Annotated in this window: 19 protein-coding genes; 14 read left to right on the top strand and 5 right to left on the bottom strand. The window is 71.0% G+C overall.

The window, feature by feature from the left end; translation table 11 throughout:
- The first annotated feature begins 442 nt into the window (after nucleotides 1-442).
- Nucleotides 443-742: a hypothetical protein gene (locus tag ACFWTE_RS25510; protein ID WP_378782438.1), complete on the top strand. Its 300-nt coding sequence runs from the start codon at nucleotides 443-445 to the stop codon at nucleotides 740-742.
- Between the two features lie 78 nt (nucleotides 743-820).
- Here the strand turns inward: ACFWTE_RS25510 and ACFWTE_RS25505 are convergent, their stop codons facing one another.
- A complete protein-coding gene (locus tag ACFWTE_RS25505) occupies nucleotides 821-1627 on the bottom strand; it encodes an SAM-dependent methyltransferase (protein WP_378782437.1) in 807 nt (268 codons plus the stop codon).
- A gap of 117 nt (nucleotides 1628-1744) precedes the next feature.
- Nucleotides 1745-2692: an EamA family transporter gene (locus ACFWTE_RS25500; RefSeq protein ID WP_378782436.1), complete on the bottom strand. Its 948-nt coding sequence runs from the start codon at nucleotides 2690-2692 to the stop codon at nucleotides 1745-1747.
- 67 nt (nucleotides 2693-2759) lie between these two features.
- On the opposite strand from ACFWTE_RS25500, the gene ACFWTE_RS25495 reads away from it, so the two are divergent.
- Entirely contained in the window at nucleotides 2760-4208 is a 1449-nt protein-coding gene (locus tag ACFWTE_RS25495) for a PLP-dependent aminotransferase family protein (protein ID WP_378782435.1), read from the top strand.
- 315 nt (nucleotides 4209-4523) lie between these two features.
- Here ACFWTE_RS25495 and ACFWTE_RS25490 read toward each other — a convergent pair whose 3' ends face one another.
- The gene (locus ACFWTE_RS25490; RefSeq protein WP_378782434.1) at nucleotides 4524-5384 is read right to left on the bottom strand and encodes a family 16 glycosylhydrolase; all 861 of its coding nucleotides are present in this window, start codon (nucleotides 5382-5384) and stop codon (nucleotides 4524-4526) included.
- A 628-nt stretch (nucleotides 5385-6012) separates the two neighbouring features.
- Between ACFWTE_RS25490 and ACFWTE_RS25485 the strand changes: the two genes are divergently transcribed.
- The 3 genes from ACFWTE_RS25485 (at nucleotide 6013) to mshC (ending at nucleotide 8232) form a co-directional block, all read left to right on the top strand.
- Complete coding sequence (locus ACFWTE_RS25485; protein ID WP_378782433.1) at nucleotides 6013-6216, top strand: hypothetical protein; 204 nt, start codon at nucleotides 6013-6015, stop codon at nucleotides 6214-6216.
- A 493-nt stretch (nucleotides 6217-6709) separates the two neighbouring features.
- Nucleotides 6710-6898 carry a hypothetical protein gene (locus ACFWTE_RS25480; RefSeq protein ID WP_378782432.1) on the top strand — a complete coding sequence of 63 codons (189 nt, stop codon included), beginning with the start codon at nucleotides 6710-6712 and terminating at the stop codon, nucleotides 6896-6898.
- Nucleotides 6899-7008: 110 nt separating this feature from the next.
- Nucleotides 7009-8232, top strand: coding sequence for a cysteine--1-D-myo-inosityl 2-amino-2-deoxy-alpha-D-glucopyranoside ligase (gene mshC, locus ACFWTE_RS25475; RefSeq protein ID WP_378782431.1), 1224 nt, complete (start codon nucleotides 7009-7011; stop codon nucleotides 8230-8232).
- Nucleotides 8233-8318: 86 nt separating this feature from the next.
- Here mshC and ACFWTE_RS25470 read toward each other — a convergent pair whose 3' ends face one another.
- Nucleotides 8319-8840 carry a nitroreductase family deazaflavin-dependent oxidoreductase gene (locus ACFWTE_RS25470; RefSeq protein WP_378782430.1) on the bottom strand — a complete coding sequence of 174 codons (522 nt, stop codon included), beginning with the start codon at nucleotides 8838-8840 and terminating at the stop codon, nucleotides 8319-8321.
- A 120-nt stretch (nucleotides 8841-8960) separates the two neighbouring features.
- On the opposite strand from ACFWTE_RS25470, the gene ACFWTE_RS25465 reads away from it, so the two are divergent.
- Nucleotides 8961-10148 (top strand): hypothetical protein, encoded by a 1188-nt coding sequence (locus ACFWTE_RS25465; protein ID WP_378782428.1) that lies wholly within the window; start codon nucleotides 8961-8963, stop codon nucleotides 10146-10148.
- Nucleotides 10149-10321: 173 nt separating this feature from the next.
- Nucleotides 10322-10732 carry an ABATE domain-containing protein gene (locus ACFWTE_RS25460; protein ID WP_378782427.1) on the top strand — a complete coding sequence of 137 codons (411 nt, stop codon included), beginning with the start codon at nucleotides 10322-10324 and terminating at the stop codon, nucleotides 10730-10732.
- Nucleotides 10733-10827: 95 nt separating this feature from the next.
- Here the strand turns inward: ACFWTE_RS25460 and ACFWTE_RS25455 are convergent, their stop codons facing one another.
- Complete coding sequence (locus ACFWTE_RS25455) at nucleotides 10828-11667, bottom strand: PAC2 family protein (RefSeq protein ID WP_378782426.1); 840 nt, start codon at nucleotides 11665-11667, stop codon at nucleotides 10828-10830.
- A 281-nt stretch (nucleotides 11668-11948) separates the two neighbouring features.
- Between ACFWTE_RS25455 and metH the strand changes: the two genes are divergently transcribed.
- From metH to ACFWTE_RS25420, 7 genes are all read left to right on the top strand, one after another.
- The gene (metH, locus tag ACFWTE_RS25450; RefSeq protein WP_378782425.1) at nucleotides 11949-15422 is read left to right on the top strand and encodes a methionine synthase; all 3474 of its coding nucleotides are present in this window, start codon (nucleotides 11949-11951) and stop codon (nucleotides 15420-15422) included.
- A gap of 264 nt (nucleotides 15423-15686) precedes the next feature.
- Nucleotides 15687-16394, top strand: a complete 708-nt coding sequence (locus ACFWTE_RS25445; protein ID WP_378782424.1) for an HAD family hydrolase — start codon at nucleotides 15687-15689, stop codon at nucleotides 16392-16394.
- A gap of 252 nt (nucleotides 16395-16646) precedes the next feature.
- Nucleotides 16647-17138, top strand: a complete 492-nt coding sequence (locus tag ACFWTE_RS25440) for a cellulose synthase (RefSeq protein ID WP_378782423.1) — start codon at nucleotides 16647-16649, stop codon at nucleotides 17136-17138.
- Between the two features lie 724 nt (nucleotides 17139-17862).
- Nucleotides 17863-18900 (top strand): ABC transporter permease, encoded by a 1038-nt coding sequence (locus ACFWTE_RS25435; protein ID WP_378782422.1) that lies wholly within the window; start codon nucleotides 17863-17865, stop codon nucleotides 18898-18900.
- 103 nt (nucleotides 18901-19003) lie between these two features.
- Complete coding sequence (locus tag ACFWTE_RS25430) at nucleotides 19004-20752, top strand: ABC transporter substrate-binding protein (RefSeq protein WP_378782421.1); 1749 nt, start codon at nucleotides 19004-19006, stop codon at nucleotides 20750-20752.
- An 84-nt stretch (nucleotides 20753-20836) separates the two neighbouring features.
- Complete coding sequence (locus ACFWTE_RS25425; RefSeq protein WP_378782420.1) at nucleotides 20837-21850, top strand: ABC transporter permease; 1014 nt, start codon at nucleotides 20837-20839, stop codon at nucleotides 21848-21850.
- 46 nt (nucleotides 21851-21896) lie between these two features.
- Nucleotides 21897-23054: ATP-binding cassette domain-containing protein (locus ACFWTE_RS25420; protein WP_378782419.1), on the top strand; the 1158-nt coding region annotated here is incomplete at its 3' end.

The following is a 23054-nucleotide window of genomic DNA, read 5'->3' as shown; positions in this document are numbered from 1 at the left end:
TCCAGGAGTTGCTGGCCAACGCCCATCCGCCTGTGAACTGATCGCTGTCCCCCTTCCGGGTCGTGCGGGGGGACCACCGAACAGGGCGCCCGTCCGCTTCCCGAGCGGGCGGGCGCCCGTCATACGCTCCCCACCGGCCGATCGGTGATCGGCCGCACCAGGAGCTGACCGGACCATCGAGAGCAGGGGTGTGCGGTCCCCGCCACCACGTCGGCACCGGGTGTCCGGTGAGGAGCATCTGACGCCAGATGGTGCGGCGCACGCTGAAGGCGCCGAGCGGGCGGATGCGCAGTGCCGCGGCCGCGGCGGAGCCGACCGGTTCCACAGTGTCGAGGACGGCACGTCCTGCGTGCGGTGGTCAGAGCATGGAGCTCACTGGCCTGCGACGACACCATTTCGAGAACTTCCGGGGCCGCCCTTGTCCTTCTGCTAGCTTGCGATCGTGAGAACCAACGATCGCCCCACCCCCACCGAGGTCATCAGTGCGTGGATCCCCCACGACTCCCGGTGGCACGAGTCCGCGCGGTCCGCCGCGATCACCGGTGAGGAGCAGCTCCGCCGGTATGTCACGGGACTCGTGGTCCACCGGCAGGACGACGACCGCCCGCTGGTCGACGAGTACGACCTCTGCTCCATCGGCGCGATCGTCGAGGACCTCGGCGTCAACGGGCTGACGGGGGTGGACTGGCGCTGCGCCCGGGACGCGATCCTTGTTCCGCTGCGGACGCGCGGGCTCGTGTGAAACCGGGCCACGCCCCGCGCCCCCGCACACGTGCCCATCCCGTCCGTCCTCCTGCCCCGGAGGCGCCGGGAGAGCCCGTCAGGGCTTGCGCGCGACCCCGCAGTACTCGTCCACGTCGTTGATCGACCCCACCTCGGTGGGTTCGGGATGCCAACGGGGGCACGGGACGACCCCGGGTTCGAGCAGTTCCAAGCCCTCGAAGAAAGCCGCGATCCGCTCGGGGGAGCGGTTCACCCGGGGGCTCCCGCCCGAGGCGTTCCACAGGCGCACCATTCCGTCCATCTGTTCGGGATGGATCACGTCGGTGTCGTCGGAGACCACCAGGAAACTCCCCGGCGGCAGGGCCTTCATGAGCCCGCCCACCAGGGCGCGGGCCTCCCCGTCATCGATGACGTGAGCCATCACCCCGGCCAGGACGAGCGCCACCGGTCGGGAGAGGTCCAGGGTTCGGGCCGCCTCGCGGACGATCTTCTCCGTCTCGCGGATGTCGGCGTCCACGTAGCCGGTCGCTCCCTCCGGGGTTCCCACCAGCAGGGCACGGGCGTGCGCGAGCACGAGCGGATCATCGTCCACGTACACCACGCGCGACTCCGGGGCGGCCGACTGCGCGATCTCGTGGATGTCCTGTGCCGTGGGAAGCTCGCTGCCGACACCCAGGAACTGGCGCACCCCGTGTTCGACCACCAAGCGGGTGATCGCCCGCCGCAGGAAGTCGCGGGCGGCCCTGGCGATGTCCAGGACGTGCGGGTTCGTCTCCAGGATCTGGTCGGCGACCGCCTTGTCCGCCGGGTAGTAGTCCTTGCCGCCCGCCCAGTAGTTCCATACGCGTGCGGACTGCGGTACTGAGGGGTCGAACTGCGCGGGGCGTGCCTCGGGGGGTCTCACGCGGGGCTCACTTCTGTCGTCACGAGTCGGCGGGGGCGAGCGACCCCTGCCCGTAACCAAGAGTGGCACAGGTTCGAACCCCTTGTCGGAGCGGACGGTCGGGGCCTGGTGAGGCAGTCAGGACACCTCGCCGGAGCGGGAGCCGACACGGCGGGGGAGGGGCGCGAACGCCACGGCGAGGCCCGCCCCGATCACGGTCATGCCGAGCCAGGTTCCGAGGGTGGGAAGGGGCGCGCCGAACAGCGCGCCGATGAGCGCCGCGGCCGGCGCCGCCGCGCCCGCGGCTAGCCCCGCGCTGCCCGCCCCGACCCGCTCCACGCCCGTGAACCACAGCACGAACGCCAGCGCGGTCGCCACGACCCCCAGGTAGGCGACCGCCCCCAGTGACGCAGGGCCCAGGAGCAGGCCGAGTTCCGCGCGCTCGGTCATGATCGACAGCACGGAGAACACCAGCGCGGCCACAGCCGCCGTTGCCGCGGTGTAGCTCCACGCCCCCATACGGGGCAGGGCGGGGGCTCCGAGCAGGGTCAGCCCCGCCTCCAGGGCGATCAGGGACAGGGCCATGAGGATGCCGAGGGCGTCGGCGGTGCCCCAACCGGTGACCGCGACCGCACCGAGGCTGACCACGACGGCTGCGGCGACGAGGCGCGGCGGCGGGCGCCTGCCCCGGGTGAGCGGGCCCGCCACGGACAGGACGATCGGGATGCAGGCGACGGCGGCGCCCAGGACGGCAGGTTCGGCGTGCGCGGTGCCGATCACCACGGCGATGTTGAAGCCGACCAGGCCTGACAGGGCGCCCCCGACGACCCACAGGACGTCCAGGCCCCGGGGGAACACGAGGCGCCTGCCGAGCAGGCGGGCCAGGACCACCACCGCGACGGCGGCGACCGCGTACCGGGCGCCCTGGAGCCCGAACGCGGGCAGCCCGGAGGTCGCACCGATGACCGCGACGCTGCTGCCGAGCAGCGCCATGCCGCCCAGGGCGGGCCACAGGCCCCACAGGATTCCGGTGGCGTCGGGAAGGGTTCGGACGCGAAGGGGCCGTTGGGTGGGAGTTGTCTGCATGCGGTCCAGCCTCGACCGCCCTTGGACCCGCCGACAGGGCCAAGTACGGCTCAATAGACTGGTCCACATGTCCAGCGGTTCCGACTTCCTCCAGCTCGACGCCACCGGGGTGGCCCGAGGCGAGCGCACCCTGTGGCTGGCCTCCGCCCTGCGGGAGGCGATCGGCACCGGCGTCCTGCGGCTGGGGGCGCGCCTGCCCGCCACACGGGTTCTGGCCGACGACCTCGGCTTCGCGCGCGGCACCGTCGTGGAGGCCTACCAGCGCCTCAGCGAGGAGGGCCTCCTCGTCACCGACCGGGGCGCCGGGACCACGGTCGCGGCGAGCCCGGTCACCCGCGGCTCGGCCGGTTCCCGGACGCCCCCTCGCGCCCGGCCCGGAAGGGGGCGCGGACCCGTCACCGGGCCGCGCGGCGGCACCGCAGGGACCCCGCCGGAGGGCGGCCGCGACCTGGTCGACCTCTCCACCGGGCTGCCGGACCTCGCGGCGTTCCCTCGCAGCGCCTGGCTGCGGGCCGAGCGCGAGGTCCTGGCCACCGCGACCGCCCGCCAACTCGGCTACGCCCCGCCCCAGGGGTCCCCTGAACTGCGCGGCGAACTGTCGGCCTGGCTGGCCAGGTCGCGCGGTGTCGGTACCCCACCGGAGCAGATCGTCGTGTCCGCCGGGGTGACCGGGGCCCTCAGCCTCCTTGCCCAGGTCCTGCGCGACCGGGGTGTGGAGGAGGTGGCACTGGAGGACCCCGGGGCGAACGGCAACCGCCGCATCCTGGCCTACTGGATGGATCGCGTCACACCCGTCCCCGTGGACGGTGACGGGATCGACGTGGCGGAGCTGGCGTCCACCTCCGCGACCGCCGTCGCGGTGACACCCGCACACCAGTTCCCCACGGGGGTCGTCCTCTCACCACGGCGCCGCCGCGACCTGGTGGCCTGGGCCGACGAACGGGACGGGATCGTCATCGAGGACGACTACGACGCCGAGTACCGCTACGACCGCTCACCGGTCCGCGCCATGCACGCCCTGGCCCCGCACGCCGTCGCCTACACCTCCAGCCTGTCCAAGACGCTGGCGCCGGCGCTCCGACTCGGCTGGCTCATCCCGCCGCCGCACCTGCTGGACGCGGTGGTGGAACGGCGCTGGGCCACCGACCTCGGCTCCCCGGTACTGCCCCAGCTCACCCTTGCCGTCCTGCTGCGGAACGGGACACTGGCCCGGCACCTGCGTTCGATGCGGGCACGCCACCGTGCCCGCCAGATCGCGGCGGTCGCGGCCGTGCGCGAACACATGCCCGGGTGCACCGTCCTCGGGGTGGCGGCGGGGGTCCACCTCCTGGTCATGCTGCCCGAGGGCGCGGACGACGAGGAGCTCGCGGCACGTGTGCTCACCGAGGGGGTCGCCGTGCAGCCGCTGAGCCGCAACCGCACGGCGCCCGGCGCGCCCGGCCTGGTCGTCAGCTACGCGGGTCACGATCCGGAGCGGCTCCGCGACGCCGTCGCCCGGATCGGGAGGGTCCTTTGAGCTGAGTCCGTGTCCGGGGCCGACCCGGCCGTGCCCCCGGAGAAGTCCGGGGCCTGAGGCCGGGGCCGGGTGCTCGCCGCCGCCCACCGGGTGGGGAAGACCCGGTGGGCGGCGCGGGCCGCTTCCGTGCTAGGCCGTGTTCCGCGGATCATTCCGGGCTCGCAACCGCCAGGCTGCCTCTCGCTGCGCCGACCACGCTTGGACAGCCAGACCCGGGCTGACCTGCGCTACTCGTCTTGCGAGAGATTGCCTGGAGGCCGCTCGCGGCGATCGGCGCAAGCGCCGAATCAACCGAAAGCATCCACGGAACACGCCCTAGAGCGAGTAGACCCGCACGTAGTCGACGACCATCCGCTGCGGGAGCTGCGTGCTGCCGTCCGGGTAGCCGGGCCAGTTCCCGCCCACGGCCACGTTGAGGATCATGAAGAACTGCTGGTCGTAGACCCAGGGGTTTCCGCGCGTGTCGGCGGAGGTGTAGGTCTGGTAGGCGTTGCCGTTCACCGACCACGTGACCGAGCCGGGCCTCCAGTCCACGGCGAACGTGTGGAACGTGTCGGCGAACGACCACCCCTGCGGGTGCATGTACGAGCCGGTCAGCGGGTTGCCGCCCGAGTATCCGGGCCCGTGGAGCGAGCCGTGGACCAGGTGGGGTTCGCGTCCGATGTTCTCCATGATGTCGATCTCGCCCGAGTGGGGCCACGGAGTCCCCGGGAAGCTGCCGCCGAGCATCCAGAACGCGGGCCAGATGCCCTGGCCCCGGGGGATCTGGATGCGGGCCTCGATGCGGCCGTACTGCGGCTGGACCTTGCCCTGGGTGGTCATGCGGGCCGAGGTGTAGGAGCCGTCGGCCTCCTGGCGTGCGGTGATGACGAGGTTGCCGTTGCCGTCGAGGGCGGAGTTGCTGCGGTTGTTCCTGTAGTTCTGGAGCTCGTTGTTGCCCCAGCCGTGGTTGCCGGTCTCGTGGTTCCAGTTGGCCGCGTTGGGCGCGCTGCCCGCCGGGCCGTTGAACTCGTCGGACCACACGAGGGCCTGGGCTCCCACCGTGTCGGAGGCCGGGACCGGGGAGGCCGGCGCCGTGGCCGCCGAGGCGGCGCCGGGGGAGAGGAGGGCCAGGAGGGTGAGGGCCGCCGTGGCCACGGGGGCGAGGAACGTGCGGTGGTGGCGCTCGGTGCGCATGGGCTGCTCCGGGGGGAGGCCCCGCCTGGGCGGGGCGGTCAGCGGGCGGAGCCGGGCCGTCCAACAGTGGACCCGGGGAGGACACGGCTTTGGCGACCCAGCGTGGCCGCCGCGTGACTTATCGGATTGTAAAGTTACTGTACGTTTAGTCATCTCGGTGCGCAAGAGGTCAGAGCGCGGTTCTTCCCCTCGGACTCCGGTGACGCCGCTCCTCGGCTACTTGCCGGGGGCGGCGCGTGCTCCGGAACCGGGCACGCGCTCCGGTGCGCACGGCACGGGCCGGAACTCGTGCCTTCATCCGGACTGGGCGGACATCCAACGCTCTGGCCTGGTGTGGCGCGCGGTTCGGTCCGTCCCAACCGCGTCGCCGACAGGAACAGCGGCTACGGGGGAGTAGGGAAGTGCAGGAGGGGGAGGGGAGAAGAGAAGAGTTACCGGAAGACGGTGTTGGAGGGACCGGAGCCATTTCCGGGCCGATGCGCTGACCTGTGAGGGCGGCGAAAGGATTCCGAAACCGCGTCATAGGCGCGGCGCGGGACCGTGTACCTGGTGAACCGGGACGCGGAAGACGTGTCGAACCGTGAACCCGGGGCTTTCCTGAACACCGACCCACCCCGAAGGACCGCCCATGAGCGCCACCGCACACGACCAGGCCCACCTCACCTCCGACGCATTCACACGCGCCGCCCGCCGTGACACGGCCCGAGCCCGTCGGCTCCTGCGCGCCGTCCGGGCGGAGATCGTCGAGTTCGGACCCGACGGCGACCCCGACCTGGCGCGCGTGACCGACGAACTGGACCACCTGGAGCTTGCCGCCGCCGCCCGGCCCTGACCGCGGCGCCCCCGGGCCACCCGCCCCCGGAACGCCCTCGACCTCTGCCGGCCGACGTCGACGACCGGGTCGCGCGGACCCGCACCACTCCCGTGTCCCCACCGAGCCCCACCCTCACCCTGCCCGCGCCCTGGCCGTACCGCACGGCCACGGGCCGGGCCCGAGCAGCGGGCAGAAGCCCCGCCCGCGTGGTCGGACCGCGCCCCCTCCCGCCCGCGTCCCGGCCCACCCCTGCCACCCCGGCCGCACCCGCGCGCGGGACGTCCCCCAGCTCCGAGGCACCAGCCCCTCCTGTCGCACGAGGCCTCCCGCCCACCACCGCTCCGCGCCCTGTACCTCCCGGTAGGGGCGGGTTGGAGCCGTCCCCATAACCACCGTCACATTGTTGGTGGGAAACATCTGTCAACCCCCTGTGTGACCACGGCGTCTCTGAGAGAGACGGTGCTCGCGCCGTCAGGCGCGTGGGAGTCACGCGTACGAGGTAGGGGGAAGCATGGAGGGTCGCCACGGCAACCTGATGGAGACCGGCTCGTACTGGCTCCTCTACGTGGTCTCGGTGAGCGGTGCACTGCTGCACTGGCGGCTGGGCAACGAGGCCCTCACCGTGGTCTGCGCCGCAGCCGCGGTGTTCGGCGCGTTCCTCATCGGCAGGGGGCGCCACGACGTCGCCGCGCCGCGCTGACCGGGTGCCGGACACGACGGTATTCCCAGTGGTGCTGGGGTGATCATCACCCACCCCGTCCACCTGTCCCGGGACGTTTGTCGCACGGCCGTGCGGATAGTCTTCCGGGTATGCGTTCATGGTCTGCGCCTGACATCGTCCCCCTGCCGGGTACCGGCGGCCCCCTCCGTATCCACGACACCACCACTGGACGGATAGAGACGACGACGCCGGGGCCCCGGGCGGGGATGTACGCCTGCGGCATCACCCCCTACGACGCCGCCCACCTCGGCCACGCCTTCACATACCTCACCTTCGACCTGGTCAACCGGGTCTGGCGCGACGCCGGCCACGACGTCGACTACGTGCAGAACACCACCGACATCGACGACCCGCTCCTGGAGCGGGCCGAGGCACTGGCCGTCGACTGGCGCGACCTCGCCCACCGCGAGATCGACGTGTTCCGCGACGACATGGCCGCCCTGCGGATCATCCCCCCGACCTCCTACGTCGGGGTCGTGGAGTCCGTCGACCTCATCAGCGACCTCGCCTTGCGCATCCGGGACACCGGCGCCGCCTACGAGATCGACGGCGACCTGTACTTCTCCATGGCCGAGGCCGCGCACTTCGGCGAGATCAGCCACATGAGCCGCGAGGAGATGCTGGAGGTCTTCGGGCAGCGCGGTGGCGACCCCGGGAGGACCGGCAAGAAGGACCCGCTCGACTGGCTGCTGTGGCGCGCGGAACGTCCCGGCGAACCCGCCTGGGACAGCCCTCTGGGGCGCGGCCGTCCCGGCTGGCACATCGAGTGCAGCGCCATCGCCCTGGACAGGCTCGGCCCGAACTTCGACCTCAACGGCGGCGGCAGCGACCTGATCTTCCCGCACCACGAGATGGGCGCGGCCGAGACCCGTTGTACGACGGGCGGCCCCAACGCCCAGCACCACCTGCATGTGGGCATGGTCGGCCTCGACGGCGAGAAGATGTCCAAGTCCCTGGGCAACCTCGTGTTCGTGTCCAAGCTGCGCGAACAGGGCGTCGAACCCGCGGTGATCCGCCTGGCCATGCTCGCGCACCACTACCGCTCACCGTGGGAGTGGACCGACGTCGAGCTCCCCGCCGCCACCGGGCGGGCCGCCCGGTGGCGCGAGGCCCTCGCCCTGGGCGCCGGCCCGGACGCCGCTCCCGTGCTGGCCGCCGTGCGCGCCTGCCTTGCGAACGACCTGGACTCGCCCGCCGCGCTCGCCGCCGTGGACGACTGGGCCGACACCGCCCTCACCGTGGGAGGCGGGGACACCGGCGCGCCCGCCCTGGTGCGGGCCACGGTCGACACCCTCCTGGGCGTCGAACTGTAGAAAGACCACCGGAAGCACGATCCCGCCCCGGCGGGCCCCGCCGCGCTGCGGTACCTCGACCCGGCGGCCTCCGACCCGGCGCCGCGTCAGGGGGCGGAGAAGTCCGGGTAGTGCGAGCGCGGCGGGTCGTCGGGGTTCAGCCGCACCACCGGGATGCCGTTCTCGGGGTCGGCCCCCACCCGCTCGAAGGACTCGGGGCTGCCGTCCACCTCGTGGCCCAGCCCCTGCATCAGCGCGATCGCCGCCTCCGGGTACTGCTGCGCGTAGTGCGCCAGTACCTCCCCCGACTCACCGGGGGAGAGCACGGTGGCTGTTCCCCGGTGGCGCTGCCCGCCCACCTGGAACAGCACCCGCGGCTCGGCGCTGATGTTGCGGAACCACTGGGAGCGCCGGCCGTACCCGGAGGCCACCAGCACCGCCCCGGTGGTGTCGTTGCGGCCCACCACCTCCAGCACGGCCTGGCGGGCCTCACCCGTGCTGCGGCCCCTGTGCGTGAGCAGGACGAACCGGCGTCCGAGGAGACCGCCCAGTCCCATCCGGTAGATCCAGATCGGTGCACGGAACAGGGCCCGGCGCACGGGCGTGGTGGGCGGTTGGGCGAGCGACATGGGGTGGCCTTCCTGGGTGTGTTCCCGGGCACGGGCGGCCCCGAGTGTAGTGGCGCCGACGGTTCCGCCCGCCGCCGCCACGCCCGCGAACCGTCCGAGGGCGGTGCCACAATCCCGTTCATGCAGACAGGACCGGACGTACTCCGCGACACCGACTGGACCCGTACCTTCCACGCCTACGGTTCCGGTGCCGATGCCCCCCAACGCCTCGCGCCCCTGCTCACCGGCGACCCCGGCGAGCGCGGGCGGGCACTGGACTACCTGTACGGCGCGATCCTCCACCAGGGGACCGTGTACTCCGCGACCGTGCCCGCCGCCCTGTTCGTCGCCGGGATCCTGGACAGCCCCGCTCTCGACGCCCCGGCCGCGAAGCCGTCCGGCGGCGGGGAGCCCACCCCGCTCCGGAACATCCTGTTGGGCTTCCTCGCCGACGCAGCCGAGGGCGCTCTGTACTGCGCGGTGCCCGAGGCGCAGGCACCGCCCGAGCCGACCGCGGCCGAACTCGACCGCGTGTACGCGGCACTGGACTCGGACGACGACGAGGCCGTCGAGGTGTGGGAGGGGCCGGTGATGGAGGCGCTCCTGTACCGCGTCGGCCCGGACATGCGCGCCGCCGCCCCCGTCCTGTACGAGGCGGTCCACCCCCACCTCACCCATGCCGACCCGGGCACGCGTATGCGCGCGGTGGAGGCCGCGGCGGCCGCCGCCCGCCTGGGAGGGCTCGACCTGGACCTGTCCGGCGCCGCCGACATGGCCGAGTCCCGCGACGAGGGTGCCGTGATCGTCCTCGCGCTGGGACAGGTCGGAGGGGACACCGCGGAGTTCCTCACCCACGCGGACCCGGCGATCCGGGCCTGCGCCGCCCTGGCCCCCTCCCAGGCCGGCAACCCGGCCGCCACCGACGAGCTGGCCGCCGCGCTCGCCGACCCGGCCGGGGCCGACACCTGGTTCGGGACGCGTCCGGCGTTCTTCCCCGGCCGTGTCCGGTTCACCCTGGCCCGGGTGCTCGCCGAGCGGGCCGCTCCCTCCGACGCCGAGCGCCTGCTGCCGGTGCTGCGCGCGATGGTGCCGCTGTCGTCCACCCACGTCGGTGCGGGGGACGTCGGCCAGCTCCTCCGCGTGGCGTTCCCCTCGGACGGGAAGGCCGCCGTCGACGCGGACCTCACCGGAGTCCAACGCGCCTACCTGGCGGCCCTGCTCGACAACAACGCCCTCTGGGAGGGCGGGGTCGCCAACTTCCGGGTCCACCTCAAGGGGTTGGGCCTGCCGGAGGACCGCGGCGGGATCAGCGCCCTGGCCGGGGTCTGAGCGGGCGGCAGTTGAGGCACCGACCCGGCCCACGAGAGCTTGTCCGCGTTCGGCAAGGTCCGGGGGGCATTCGTTCGCCTTCGTCTTGATATGCACGTGCATGGTGACCACCTGTGGCCACGAGCTTGTCCAAACACCCGTATCAGGACCCGAAGCGTGGTGGGATATCCCCCATGACTACCCCCACGCGGCTCAGCGCGGCCGCCGAACTCATCGCGGACTTCGTCTCCACCGGTGGTCACCTCACGGACCGTGCCGACCTCGCGCGGTTCCTCCGCCGGCACCGCCTGGCCACCGAGGGAGCCATCCCCATCACCCTCGCCGACCTCGACGAGGCCATCGCCCTGCGCGACGGCATCCGGGCCGTCCTGGACCGGGACTCCGAGCCGGACCCCGAGGCCATCGCCCGGGGGCAGAAGGTCCTGGACGGGCTCCGGGTCACCGTGCGGCTGGAGCCCGCCCGTGACGCCGGGGTCCAGTTGGCGCCCGCCGTGGTCGACGAAGTGCGCCGGGGCATGGCCCGTATCGCCGGTGCGTGGGCGGCGATCCTGGCCACGGGGGAGTGGCAGCGCCTGAGGGTGTGAGTCGGCCCGCGCGCGGGGGAGGGGCCTCCCGGACAGGGAAGGGCCCCGGCGAGGTCGAACTGGTCGCCGGGGCCCGTACGTGACGCGCTCTGTCGTCAGCCGTCGTCGCGTCGGCGCAGGTAGCGCTCGAAGTCCCGGGCGATCGCGTCACCCGAGGCCTCCGGAAGGTCGGCGGTGTCCTTGGCCTCCTCCAGGCCGCGCACGTACGCCGCGATGTCCTCGTCCTCGGCGGTCAGCTCGTTGACGTTCGACTCCCACGTCACCGTCTCCTCGGGCAGCGACCCCAGGGGCACCTGCACGCCCAGGAAGTCCTCCACCCATGCGAGCAGCGCCAGGGTCGCCTTCGGGCACGGCGGCTGGGCCACGTAGTGGGGGATGGCCGCCCACAGCGACACCGTCTCCAGACCCACCGAGCTGAATGTCTCGTGCGCGACGCCGAGGATCCCCGTCGGCCCCGAGTAGGTGGTCGCCTCCAGCCCCAGGTCGGTGCCCAGGTCCACCGGCGTGGCCATCCCGGTCACCGGGATCGGCCGCGTGTGGGGGGCGTCCGCCAGCAGCGAGCCCAGCATCACCGCCCTGGTGACACCCAGCTCCCGCGCGATCGCCAGCAGGTCGGCGGCGTACGAGCGCCACCGCATGTTCGGCTCGGGGCCGGTGACAAGCACCACGTCGCGTCCGGAGCCCGGCGGCGACGCCACCCGGACCCGTGTCGTCGGCCACTCGACCTCGCCGACCACACCCTCCACCACGGACATGCGCGGGCGCGTCACCTGGAAGTCGTAGTAGTCGTCCGGGGCCAGTGCGCACAGCTCGTACGCGCCCCACTCCTTGGCCAGGTGCTCCACGGCGAGGCTCGCCGCCTCCCCGGCGTCGTTCCAACCCTCGAACGCCGCCACCATGACAGGCTCGACAAGCTCCCGGGCGAGCTTGATCATCGGTGGCCCCTTCCTGCATGTGGACGGGCTCCACCCTATGGGGTACCGACCCACCCGGGAAACCGTTATGCGGACTCCGCACGGCACCCCGGGCCACACGAGGTGGGACACCAGTCCCACGTGCTGAAACAGCCGATGGGGTAGCCTCGGACAAAGCGACTGACAAGGACGCTGCTGTCCCCGGACGCCCGACCCGCCCCCGCGCCGCGGGTCGACCCAGTGCCACGCATCACGGGGACAGAACTGGGCCGCCCCGGTGCTCCCACATAGAGTTGCTGAACATGAGAGCTCGCCTCACCTTCCGTGAAGCACTGTCCCGACGCGTTCTCGTGGCGGACGGAGCGATGGGCACCATGCTCCAGGCCCACGACCTCGACCTCGACCAGTTCGAGGGCCACGAGGGATGCAACGACATCCTCAACGTCACCCGTCCCGACATCGTCCGCGACACCCATGCCGCCTTTCTTGCCGTGGGTTCGGACGCCATCGAGACCAACACCTTCTCCGCCAACTTCTCGGGCCTGGCCGAGTACGGCATCGAGGAGAGGACCTACGAGATCGCGGAGGCCGGAGCACGTGTGGCCCGCGAGGCCGCCGACGCCTACTCCACCCCCGACCAACCCCGCTACGTCCTGGGCTCCGTGGGCCCCGGCACCAAGTTGCCGACCCTGGGCCACGCCCCCTACTCCCTCCTGAGGGACTACTACGAGCAGTGCCACCGAGGCCTCATCGACGGCGGCGCCGACGCCATCCTCATCGAGACCTGCCAGGACCTGCTCCAGGTCAAGGCCGCCGTGGTGGCAGCCCAGCGTGCTCGCAAGGCCCTGGGCAAGGACGTCCCGATCATCGCCCAGGTGACCATCGAGACCACGGGCACGATGCTGCTCGGCTCGGAGATCGGCGCCGCGCTGACCTCCCTCGAACCCCTGGGCATCGACGTCATCGGGCTCAACTGCGCCACCGGCCCCGCCGAGATGAGCGAGCACCTGCGCTACCTCTCGCACCACTCCCGCATTCCCATCTCCTGCATGCCCAACGCGGGCCTGCCCGAGCTGGGTGCCAACGGGGCCGTCTACCCGCTGTCCCCGGGGGAGTTGGCCGACGCCCACGACAGCTTCACCTCCGAGTTCGGGCTGAGCCTGGCCGGGGGGTGCTGCGGCACCACCCCCGAGCACCTGCGCCAGGTCGTGGAGCGCGTCCAGGGCCGCGGCATCAAGAACCGCAAACCGTTCGTGGAGCCCTCGGCCTCCTCGCTCTACCAGAGCGTGCCCTTCCGGCAGGACGCCAGCTACCTCGCGGTCGGCGAGCGCACCAACGCCAACGGGTCCAAGAAGTTCCGCGAGGCGATGCTGGACGAGCGCTGGGACGACTGCGTGGAGATCGCGCGCGACCAGATCCGCGACGGCGCCCACCTGCTCGACCTCAACATCGACTACGTGGGCCGCGACGGGGTCAGCGACATGCGCGAGCTCGCCTCCCGCTTCGCCACCTCCTCCACCCTCCCGATCATGCTGGACTCCACCGAGCCCCCCGTCCTGGAGGCCGGCCTGGAGGCCCTGGGAGGCCGCGCGGTCATCAACTCCGTCAACTACGAGGACGGTGACGGGCCCGACTCGCGCTTCCAGCGCATCATGGCGCTGGTCAAGGAGCACGGCGCCGCCGTCGTCGGCCTGTGCATCGACGAGGAGGGTCAGGCCCGCACCGCCGAGTGGAAGGTCCGGGTCGCCAGCCGCCTCATCGACGAGATCACCGGCGACTGGGGTCTGCACACCGGCGACATCGTCATCGACTGCCTCACCTTCCCCATCACCACGGGGCAGGAGGAGACACGCAGGGACGGCATCGAGACGCTGGAGGCGATCCGCGAGCTCAAGCGCCGCTACCCCGACGTGCAGACCACCCTGGGCCTGTCCAACCTCTCCTTCGGCGTCAACCCGGCCGCTCGCATCGTGCTGAACTCGGTGTTCCTGCACGAGGCGGTCCAGGCGGGGCTCGACTCGGCGATCGTGCACGCCTCCAAGATCGTGCCGACCAACCAGATCCCCGAGGAGCAGCGCAAGGTCGCCCTCGACCTCATCTACGACCGGCGCGAGGGCGACTACGACCCGCTCTCCACCTTCATGGACATGTTCCAGGGCGTGGACGCCAAGTCCATGCGGGCCTCCCGCGCCGAGGAACTGGCCGCGCTGCCCCTGTGGGAGCGGCTGGAGCGTCGCATCATCGACGGTGAGCTCACCGGCATCGAGGCCGACCTGGAGGAGGCGCTCCGGGAGAGGCCCGCGCTGGCCATCGTCAACGACACCCTCCTCTCCGGTATGAAGACCGTCGGCGAGCTGTTCGGCTCCGGCCAGATGCAGCTTCCGTTCGTCCTCAAGTCCGCCGAGGTCATGAAGAACGCGGTCGCCTTCCTCGAACCGCACATGGACAAGACCGACGACGACGGCAAGGGCCGCATCGTCCTGGCCACCGTCAAGGGCGACGTCCACGACATCGGCAAGAACCTCGTCGACATCATCTTGTCCAACAACGGCTACGACGTCGTCAACATCGGCATCAAGCAGCCGGTGTCGGCGATCCTGGAGGCGGCCGAGACCGAGCGCGCCGACGTCATCGGTATGTCGGGGCTGCTGGTCAAGTCCACGGTGATCATGCGGGAGAACCTGGAGGAGATGAACTCCCGGGGCATCTCCGAGCGCTTCCCCGTCCTCCTGGGCGGTGCCGCGCTCACCCGCTCCTACGTGGAACAGGACCTGGCCGAGACCTTCGACGGCGAGGTGCGCTACGCCAAGGACGCCTTCGAGGGCCTGCGCCTGATGGACGCCTTCATGGCGGTCAAGCGCGGTGAGGAGGGCGCCACACTGCCCGCGCTGCGCCAGCGCCGCGTCAAGACGGGTGCCAAGCTCAAGGTGACCGAGCCCGAGGAGATGCCCGCCCGCAGCGACGTGTCGACCACCAACGCGGTGCCCGTCCCGCCGTTCTGGGGTGACCGGATCAGCAAGGGCATCCCGCTGGCCGAGTACGCCGCGTTCCTGGACGAGCGCGCCACCTTCATGGGCCAGTGGGGGCTCAAGGCCGCCCGCGGCGGCGAGGGTCCCTCCTACGAGGAACTCGTGGAGACCGAGGGCCGACCGCGCATGCGGATGTGGCTCGACCGTATCCAGACCGACGGTCTGCTGGAGGCGGCCGTGGTGCACGGCCACTACCCCTGCTACAGCGAGGGCGACGACCTGGTCGTCCTGGACGACGACGGGCGCACCGAGCGCACGCGCTTCACGTTCCCGCGCCAGCGCCGCGACCGCCACCTGTGCCTGTCCGACTTCTTCCGGCCCAAGGAGTCGGGGGAGCTGGACGTGGTGTCCTTCCAGGTGGTGACCGTCGGTGCGGCGATCAGCCGCGCCACCGCGGAGCTGTTCGAGAAGAACGCCTACCGCGACTACCTGGAGCTGCACGGCCTGTCGGTGCAGCTCACCGAGGCGCTCGCGGAGTACTGGCACACGCGGGTCCGCGCCGAGCTGGGCTTCGGCGGCGAGGACCCCGCCGAGCTGGACGCGTTCTTCAAGCTCGGCTACCGGGGCGCCCGCTTCTCCCTCGGGTACGGGGCCTGCCCCGACCTGGAGGACCGGGCCAAGATCGTGCGCCTGCTGGCGCCCGAGCGGGTGGGCGTGACCCTGTCGGAGGAGTTCCAGCTGGTGCCGGAGCAGGCCACCGACGCGATCGTCATCCACCACCCGGAGGCGACGTACTTCAACGTCTGATCCGCTCCCGCGCGGCCCCGTCCCCCACCGGGGGGCGGGGCCGCGCCCCTGTCAGGGGGCGGACTGTGGGCGAGCTCTCCCCCCGCCCCCGCCCGAGTGTTCGTACTGTGGAAAGGACGCCGACAGGTCCTCTTCACGGCGCGGGCGCCCTGGCTCCAGCACGATGGCGGCAGGGCGCCCCGCGGGCGGGCGGGGAACCCATCACACACGAGGGGAGAGTGCGGCGCTCCTTCCGGCCGGGTGCCGGGGTGCGCCGCCGAACGCATGAGTGAACCGAGCACGCTGACCCGTGACACCTCCGACGCCGGGACCGGCAGACGGCTCCAGGCCGTGCTGCTGGACATGGACGGCACCCTCATCGAGAGCGAGCACCTGTGGGGGGAGGCCGAGGCCGAGCTGGTCGCGGAGCTGGGCGGGGTGTGGACCGAGAAGGACCACGGGGCCAACGTCGGCAACGCAGCCGAGCCCGTGGGCCGCTACATCATCGGCCTGACCGGAGCCGACCACCTCACCCCGCGCCAGGTCGCCGACCTGCTCTACGAGAAGTTCAGGGACAAGCTCGCGGACGGGGCGCAGCTGCGCCCGGGGGCCAAGGAGCTGGTCGACATGCTGTCGCGGGCCGGTGTGCCAGTGGTCCTGGTGACCTCCACCGAACGGCAGCTCATCCACACCGCGATCGGCGGGATCGGTCTCGACAGTTTCGACGACTCCGTGGCCGGTGACGAGGTCGAGGCCAACAAGCCGCACCCCGACCCCTACCTCCGGGCAGCCCGTCGTCTGGGGGTGGACCCCGAGCGCTGTGTCGCCTTCGAGGACTCGGTGGTGGGCGTGGCCTCGGCAGCCGACGCAGGGTGCGTCACGGTCGCGGTGCCCAACCACGTGGAGATCCCGCCGCGCGAGGGCGTGGTCTTCCGGGACAGCCTCGTGGGCGTGGACCTGGACTGGTTGGAGTCGCTGGTCGCCGACCGCTGACCGCCCCCCTCCGCTCCGGCCCGGGCGGCACCGCCATGCCCCGGAGCGCCCGGTGCCGGGGTCGACGGCTCCGTCCGACGCCCGTTCCCGTCTCGGTGCGCCGCCCGCCGGGACCGCGGTCGGGCCCTTCCTCCGTCCCCGTGACACACGGGTAACGTGGGGGAAGGGCCCCCGTCGCGGGCGCCGGATCGGGGGCACGCCCTAAGGGATCGACCGGATGTGCGTTCCGGCGCCGAATGGGAGACTGGGCTCATGCCTGAGAATCTGACGTGGATGACCGGTTTGATCCTGGGAGGCGGCCTCACCCTGGTGGGGCTGGTGATCTCCTTCGTCGTGTGGCGCGCGAGGGGCGCCGCCCGTGGTCTGCGCGGGGTGGCGTGGTCGCTGCTTCCGCTGGTCGCCGGTCTGATCGGGCTGATGAACGCCATCTGGCAGTTCGTCATGAGCATTGTCGGCATCCTCGTCGGGCTGCTGTTCAACCCGGCCGTGTGGGCGGGCGTGGCCCTGGCGGGTGTGGCGGTGGTCCTCTACGTGGTCTCCGGCATCATGGCGGCCCGCGGCGTGGGCACCCAGCCCAGGGGGAAGGCGCCCAAGGAGCCGAAGGCAGGCGGAGGGCAGGGTGCCGCGGCTGCGGGCAAACCCGCAGCCGGCCAGGTGGGGGCGCCCTCCAAGAAGTCCGCCGCCGACGACCTCTCCGACCTCGGCGACATCGAGGACCTGCTGCGCAAGCGCGGGATCGATTAGGGATTCCCCGCTTCCCGCCGGCCCCGCGCCCTCTTCCCCAGGGCGCGGGGCCGACCGCTGTGTCCGGAGTCCGCGCCGTGGCCACGGGTCCTGCCTCCAGGGCGGTTCGCGGGGCGGGCACGGCACCGTCGGGGGCGAGCACCTCCGGTTGCGGAGCGTGGCGGCTCCCCGGTTTGCGAGGCGATGACGACCTCGTCACGACGGCCGTGTCATCGCTTTGAGCATTCGGATCATCACTCTTCGACGCATAGCACTTGCCATAGTGTGCGCGCTCTTTGGGTGAAAGCGGTCATAGGCGGACGTATCGTTGGGGTCGCGCTGGACCCGCATCGTCCCAGCTCGCGGCTGGTCATCGGATGAATGCGAACTCTGTCAACATTTGTTGTTATATAGGTTTTTTGGCAGGGTTTGTCACGATTTAGATACATGGTCAGATATTGGACGATAGGCGCGCAAAGGGCGAGTAGGTTTGTCGCTGTGTAACAGCCCGGGCGTGACGGTCCCCGGATGTGCCCAACTTCTCACTGAAGAGGCACCTCCCGTCGACCAGAGTCAGCGAGGGCGGGTCACCCACCCGCCACGCGGACCAGCGCCCACGCCAGCCAGCGTCGAGAACCGGCCGGCCCCACTGTGAGACCCCGACGGGTCAACCCCCGGAAGTCTCACGTGTGGGATCTGCGCGTTCCCCTCGGCCAGAAGCGTATGAGTGGAGAGTGGTGGCCTGATGAGCGCGCCCTCGCATGTCCCTGAGTCGGCTGAGCAGTCCGACGCTGTGGACGTCGCAGTGACGGCCCCCGCAGGGCGCAGCGACGCCGAGAACCGGTCTCTGCGGCAGATCGCCTGGCAGCGGCTGCGACGTGACAAGGTCGCGATGATCTCCGGCGTCGTCGTGGTACTGCTCATCCTCGCCGCGGTGTTCGCGCCCCTCCTGGTCAAGCTGCTCGGGCACCCGCCCACCCAGTTCCACCAGGACCTGATCGACCCCATGCGGCGAGTCCCCTACATCGACCCCGAGAACCCCGAACTCGGCGTCGACCGCTGGGGCGGCCTCAGCGGCGACCACCTGCTCGGCGTCGAGCCGACCACCGGACGCGACCTGTTCAGCCGCATCCTCTACGGCGCGCAGATCTCCCTGCTGGTCGCCTTCCTCGCCACGCTCGTCTGCGTCGCCCTCGGAACCTTCCTCGGCATCCTCGCCGGCTACCTCGGCGGCTGGGTCGACACCGTCATCAGCCGGGCCATGGACATCTTCCTGGCCTTCCCCCTGATGCTCTTCGCGATCGCCCTCGTCGGCGTCATCCCCGAAGGAGTCCTCGGCCTGCAGGGCAATGGGCTGCGCATCGGTGTCATCGTGTTCATCATCGGGTTCTTCAACTGGCCCTACATCGCGCGCATCGTTCGCGGGCAGACGCTCTCCCTGCGCGAACGCGAGTTCGTGGAGGCCGCCCGCAGCCTGGGCGCCAGCAACCGGCACATCCTCTTCCGGGAGATCCTGCCGAACCTGGTCACGCCGATCGTCGTCTACGCGACGCTGCTGATCCCCACGAACATCCTCTTCGAGGCGGCCCTGAGCTTCCTCGGCGTCGGCATCAACCCGCCTACGCCCAGCTGGGGAAAGATGCTCTCCGAAGCGGTGCCCTTCTACCAGACGGCGCCCTACTTCATCGTCTTCCCGGGCCTGGCCATCTTCGTCACGGTGCTCGCGTTCAACCTCTTCGGTGACGGCCTCCGCGACGCGTTCGACCCCAAGACCTCCGACTGATCCTCGCTCGCACAGGGCGGGCACCCGCCCCACCCCGTGCGGGCGTGGATCAACCCGCGGGTCCACACCATCCCCACATCAGGTTCGCATGAGAGGTACTTTCTTGAGGAAACGAACCCTAGGCTTCGTCGCGCTCGGCGCGTCGGCGGCCCTCCTCCTGTCCGCCTGCGGCGGAGGCTCCTCCGAGACCGGAGACGGCTCCGGATCGGGCACCTTCGACCTCGGTTCCACCGAGGTCGTCAACCCGTCCGAGGTCACCGGCGGCACCCTGAAGTACGCCATCGCCGGCGACTTCGACTCCACCGACCCGGCCAACACCTACTACGCGTTCAACTGGAACTTCTCCCGTTACTACGCGCGTACGCTCCTGGCCTTCAACCCGGAGCCGGGCGATGCCGCCACCGAGCTGATCCCCGACATGGCCACGAACCTGCCCGAGGCCAACGACGACTTCACCGAGTGGACGATCCAGATCCAGGAAGGCCTCAAGTACGAGGACGGCACTGAGATCACGGCCCAGGACATCAAGTACGGCATCGCCCGCGCCAACTTCAACGGCGGCGTGTTCAGCGAGGGCCCGCAGTACTTCAAGTCGCACCTGGACCAGGCCGACCACAACGTCTACGAGGGCTCGGACCCGCTCGCGGGCTTCGACTCCATCGAGACCCCGGACGACCACACCCTGGTCTTCCACCTCAAGGCCCCCTTCTCCGAGTTCCCGAACGTGCTGACCCAGCCGCAGACCGCCCCCGTGCCGGTCGACGCCGACCGCGGTGAGCTCTACCAGGAGCACGTCGTCTCGTCCGGCCCGTACAAGTTCGACGGCGACTACGAGCCCGGTGTCAAGCTGAACCTGACCCGCAACGAGCACTGGGACTCCGAGACCGACGCCGTGCGCCCGGCCCTGCCGGACCGCATCGAGGTCGAGATCGGTGTCAGCCAGGACGAGATCGACGAGCGCCTGGTCAACGGTGAGATCGACGTCGACCTCGCCGGCATCGGCGTCGGCCCGGCGATGAACACCCGCCTGGTCGACGACGAGAGCGCCCAGGGCAACCTGGACAACCCGTACTCGGGCGCCCTGCGCTACGTGAACATCCACACCCCGATCATCGAGGACGTGGCCTGCCGCCAGGCGATCATGTACGCCGCCGACCGCGACAGCATGTGGCGCGCCTGGGGCGGCGCGACCGGTGGCGACCTCGCCACCAACCTGCTCCCGCCGGCGATCCCCGGCTCGGACCCCGAGTCGGACCTCTACCCCTCCACGGACAACAAGGGTGACCTTGAGGCCGCCGAGGCCAAGCTGGAGGAGTGCGGCGAGGCCGACGGCTTCAAGACCAACATCGCCGTCCGCGTCGAGCGCGAGAAGGACGTCCAGACGGCCGAGGCACTCCAGGAGTCCCTGGCCCGCGTGGGCATCGAGGCCGAGATCAAGAGCTTCCCGTCCGCGGACTTCTTCGGTCAGTACGCCGGTTCCCAGGACTACGTCCGTGAGAACGACATCGGCCTGAGCGTCTCGGGCTGGGGCCCGGACTGGCCGACCGGCTACGGCTTCGCCTCCAAGATCACGCACGGCGACGCGATCATGGAGACCGGCAACTTCAACACCTCCGAGCTCGACGACCCCGAGGTCAACGGCCTCTGGGACGACGCCCTCGAGACCGAGGACCCCGAGGAGCGCGCCGCGATCTACGCGCAGATCGACACCCTCGTCATGGAGAACGCCGCGATCCTGCCGGTCGTCTTCGACAAGACGCTGATCTACCGCTCCGACGAGCTCACCAACGCCTACTACCAGCCGGCGTACATGATGTACGACTTCATGGCGCTGGGCGTGGACCGGGGCTAGCCCCACTACCGGCCTGAACTAGTACGAGAAGGCAGGTGAAAGCGGCGGGGTCCACGGCCCCGTGAGACCCCGCCGCTGACCGCGATGCTGAACTATATTCTCCGCCGCCTGGGTGCGGGACTCTTGCTACTCGCCGTCGTCACGGCGGTCACCTTCTGGATCTTCTACGTCCTGCCCCGCTGGGCCGGCGTCACGCCGCACGGTATGGCGGCGATGTACGTGGGCAAGGCGCCCACCCCGGAGGCGCTCGACGCCACCGTGGAACGCCTCGGCCTCGACCAGCCCGTCGCGGTCCAGTTCCTGGAGTTCGTCCGCAGCCTCGTGTTCGGCCAGGAGTTCACCTTCGGCCGGGAGACGGTCGAGTGCGCCGCGCCCTGCCTCGGCTACTCCTTCACCACGAACACCCCGGTCCTGCCGCAGCTGCTCGACCGCCTGCCCGTCACCCTCTCCCTGGGGCTGGGTGCGGCCGTCATATGGGTCATCGGCGGCGTGGCCGTCGGCGTCCTGTCCGCTGTCAAGAAGGGCAGCCTGTTCGACCGCCTGGCCATGGGAACCGCCCTCATCGGCGTCTCCCTCCCCATCTACTTCACCGGTCTGCTGGCGCTGTCCTTCCTCGTGCACGAGTGGGAGCTGTTCCCCGTCTCGCGGTACGTCCCCTTCGCCGAGGACCCGATCGCCTGGTTCCAGGTCATGTTCCTGCCCTGGGTGACCCTGGCGTTCCTGCACGCTGCCCAGTATGCGCGGCAGACCCGGGCGGGCATGTTGGAGACCCTCGGCGAGGACTACATCCGCACCGCCCGCGCCAAGGGGCTCAGCGAGGGACGCGTGATCTTCAAGCACGCGCTGCGTCCGACGCTGACCCCCATCGTCACCATTCTGGGCCTGGACATCGGCATGGTCCTCGGTGGCGCGATCCTCACCGAGAAGGTGTTCTCGCTCAACGGCGTCGGCGCGTACGCGATCGACTCGATCGTGTCGAAGGACCTTCCGGTCATCCTGGGCGTGACCCTGCTGGGAGCCGTCTTCATCGTCATCTGCAACCTGATCGTCGACCTGCTGTACCCGATCGTCGACCCGCGGGTGCGGATCGCGCAGTAACACGCGACAGCGTCCGACCAGACCAGCTCTAATGAAGGAATGTGACATGGCCTCGACCGAGCCCGTCGTCCGCGTGGACGACCTGAGGGTGACGTTCCCGACCATGGACGGCGACGTCCAGGCGGTGAACGGATTGTCCTTCGAGGTGCCCGCCGGCGGCGCCCTCGGCATCGTGGGCGAGTCCGGTTCGGGTAAGAGCGTGACCTCGCTGGCGCTGATGGGCCTGCACCGGGGCAGCCGGGCGCGTATCACCGGTGCGATCGAGGTCGTGGGCCAGGACGTGGTCTCGGCCTCGGACAAGCAGCTGCGGCGCATGCGCGGCAACGACATCGCCATGGTGTTCCAGGACCCGATGCAGTCGCTGCACCCGCAGTACACGATCGGCAACCAGCTCGTCGAGGCCTACCGGATCCACCACCCGAAGGCCTCCAAGTCCGCGGCGGTCAAGCGGGCGATCGAGTCCCTGGACCGGGTGGGCATCCCCGACCCGGCCAAGCGGATCAACTCCTACCCGCACGAGTTCTCCGGCGGCATGCGCCAGCGCGTGGTCATCGCCATGGGGCTGATGTGCGACCCCAGGGTGCTGCTCGCGGACGAGCCGACCACCGCCCTGGACGTGACGGTGCAGGCCCGCATCCTCGACCTGTTGGACGAGCTGCGGCGCGACCTGGACATGGGACTGATCCTGGTCTCGCACGACCTGGCCGTGGTGGCCGGCTCGGTGGACGAGGTCGTGGTGATGCGCCACGGCGTGGCCGTGGAGCGCGGTGACGTGCGCCGGGTCCTGTCCGCCCCCGAACACCCCTACACCCAGGGGCTGCTGGCGGCGGTGCCGCGCGTGGAGGTCTCCCGCGCCCAGCGGCGCGCCCAGGACCGGGCGGACCGGATCGAGAAGGAACAGCGCACCGGCTCGGTCACCGGGCCCGGCGAGTTCGAGGCCTTCGTTCCCCCCGTGAGCGGCACCGGGGACAACACCGGCGAGCCGCTGCTGCGGGTCGAGGACGTCGCGCAGCGCTTCAAGGTGCGCGGCGGCACCTGGGGCAAGTCCACGGACTTCTGGGCGGTCAAGGGTGTGTCCTTCGATCTTTACCAGGGGGAGACGCTGGGGATCGTGGGGGAGTCCGGTTCGGGTAAGAGCACGTTGTCGCGGATGGTGATGCGTCTGTTGGAGCCCACCCGGGGCCGGGTGGAGTTCGAGGGGCGC

Source organism: Nocardiopsis sp. NPDC058631, assembly GCF_042716955.1.
GTDB lineage: Bacteria > Actinomycetota > Actinomycetes > Streptosporangiales > Streptosporangiaceae > Nocardiopsis.
The sequence above is the reverse complement of the archived record's forward strand: the minus strand, read 5'-3'. Positions and strand labels throughout refer to the sequence as shown.

What these genes read in the sequence shown, in the direction of transcription:
- ACFWTE_RS25465 (WP_378782428.1), top strand. Translation starts at nt 8,961, where the DNA reads ATGCAGACAGGACCGGACGTACTCCGCGACACCGACTGGACCCGTACC.
- ACFWTE_RS25470 (WP_378782430.1), bottom strand. Translation starts at nt 8,840, where the DNA reads ATGTCGCTCGCCCAACCGCCCACCACGCCCGTGCGCCGGGCCCTGTTC.
- ACFWTE_RS25460 (WP_378782427.1), top strand. Translation starts at nt 10,322, where the DNA reads ATGACTACCCCCACGCGGCTCAGCGCGGCCGCCGAACTCATCGCGGAC.
- metH (WP_378782425.1), top strand. Translation starts at nt 11,949, where the DNA reads ATGAGAGCTCGCCTCACCTTCCGTGAAGCACTGTCCCGACGCGTTCTC.
- ACFWTE_RS25500 (WP_378782436.1), bottom strand. Translation starts at nt 2,692, where the DNA reads ATGCAGACAACTCCCACCCAACGGCCCCTTCGCGTCCGAACCCTTCCC.
- mshC (WP_378782431.1), top strand. Translation starts at nt 7,009, where the DNA reads ATGCGTTCATGGTCTGCGCCTGACATCGTCCCCCTGCCGGGTACCGGC.
- ACFWTE_RS25495 (WP_378782435.1), top strand. Translation starts at nt 2,760, where the DNA reads ATGTCCAGCGGTTCCGACTTCCTCCAGCTCGACGCCACCGGGGTGGCC.
- ACFWTE_RS25480 (WP_378782432.1), top strand. Translation starts at nt 6,710, where the DNA reads ATGGAGGGTCGCCACGGCAACCTGATGGAGACCGGCTCGTACTGGCTC.
- ACFWTE_RS25440 (WP_378782423.1), top strand. Translation starts at nt 16,647, where the DNA reads ATGCCTGAGAATCTGACGTGGATGACCGGTTTGATCCTGGGAGGCGGC.
- ACFWTE_RS25455 (WP_378782426.1), bottom strand. Translation starts at nt 11,667, where the DNA reads ATGATCAAGCTCGCCCGGGAGCTTGTCGAGCCTGTCATGGTGGCGGCG.
- ACFWTE_RS25490 (WP_378782434.1), bottom strand. Translation starts at nt 5,384, where the DNA reads ATGCGCACCGAGCGCCACCACCGCACGTTCCTCGCCCCCGTGGCCACG.
- ACFWTE_RS25445 (WP_378782424.1), top strand. Translation starts at nt 15,687, where the DNA reads ATGAGTGAACCGAGCACGCTGACCCGTGACACCTCCGACGCCGGGACC.
- ACFWTE_RS25435 (WP_378782422.1), top strand. Translation starts at nt 17,863, where the DNA reads ATGAGCGCGCCCTCGCATGTCCCTGAGTCGGCTGAGCAGTCCGACGCT.
- ACFWTE_RS25485 (WP_378782433.1), top strand. Translation starts at nt 6,013, where the DNA reads ATGAGCGCCACCGCACACGACCAGGCCCACCTCACCTCCGACGCATTC.
- ACFWTE_RS25425 (WP_378782420.1), top strand. Translation starts at nt 20,837, where the DNA reads ATGCTGAACTATATTCTCCGCCGCCTGGGTGCGGGACTCTTGCTACTC.